The 1,089-nt window shown below is 43.7% G+C and carries 1 protein-coding gene; it reads right to left on the minus strand.

Annotated features, from left to right (window positions below):
- Nucleotides 1–30: 30 nt before the first annotated feature.
- A protein-coding gene (locus tag AB6F11_RS21670; RefSeq protein ID WP_102398650.1) for an IS3 family transposase occupies nt 31–1,089 on the minus strand; the annotation gives its coding sequence in 2 pieces (ribosomal slippage) (nt 31–938 and nt 938–1,089; 1,060 coding nt annotated over the 2 pieces). This gene is flagged as partial in the annotation.

Below are 1,089 nucleotides of genomic sequence, written 5' to 3' on the forward strand. Positions count from 1 at the left end.
TGATCTGCTCCAGTTAGACTGGACACCGCATTAAGCGACATATTGTTTTTCAAAGTTAACTGGGCTTAGATACCCAAGAGCACTGTGCCTTCTTGTTCGATTATAATCAACTTCGATATATTCAAAAAGTGCTTGGCGCATCTCTTCTCGCGTCATTATCGGCTCGTATTGGACGGCTTCTACTTTCATTGAATGGAAAAAGCTTTCAACACAGGCGTTATCCCAGCAATTTCCCTTCCTACTCATACTTTGTTTTAAATTATGGGCTGAGATTAAGTATCTGTAGTCTTTTGAACAATATTGACTACCTCTATCACTATGGATAATCACCCCTTCGGGCATGCCTCTACGGAACAATGCCATTGATAGCGCATCACAGACCAGAGTCGCGGTCATTCTGGTGCTCATTGACCAACCAACGACTTGCCGTGAGTACAAGTCGATAACAACCGCTAAATACATCCAACCTTCGCTTGTCGCTAGATAGGTAATATCTCCAGCCCATTTTTGGTTCGGTGCTGTTGCATTAAAATCTTGCTCAAGCAAGTTCGGGGCAACAGGAAGCCTATGCTTGCTGTCTGTCGTACATTTGAACTTACGGGCGGCCTTCGCGACTAAGCTCTGGCGCTTCATGCTCGCGGCAATGGTTTTTACATCGTGCTTATTACCATTTGCCTCTAGTTCTTTTTGAATACGCCTTGCACCGTCGCGTTCCTTTTTATCATCAAAGACTTCTCGAACTTTGATATCAAGCTGCTTTCGGTGCTCGTTGCGTTGAGTGACTTTATGGCGATTATCAATCCAATAATAAAACCCACTTCGAGAAACCTCAAACACCTTAGCCATACGGACAATCCTATATTGCATCAGGTGTTCGAGCATAAACTCATAGCAATCTACTTTAGATTTTTCGCGAAGTAGGTGGCGGCCTTTTTTACGATATCTAGCTCTTCAGCTTGCTCAGCCAATAACCGTTTGAGTTTGGCATTTTCAGTGGCGAGCTCCCTTTCTCTATCGCTGATTTTCGCATCTTTTTTGACGGCTTTACGCCACCCATAAATTTGAGATTCATACAACGATAGCTGTCGT

The sequence above is a fragment of the Vibrio sp. 10N.247.311.14 genome (assembly GCF_041467715.1).
Taxonomy (GTDB): domain Bacteria; phylum Pseudomonadota; class Gammaproteobacteria; order Enterobacterales; family Vibrionaceae; genus Vibrio; species Vibrio crassostreae_C.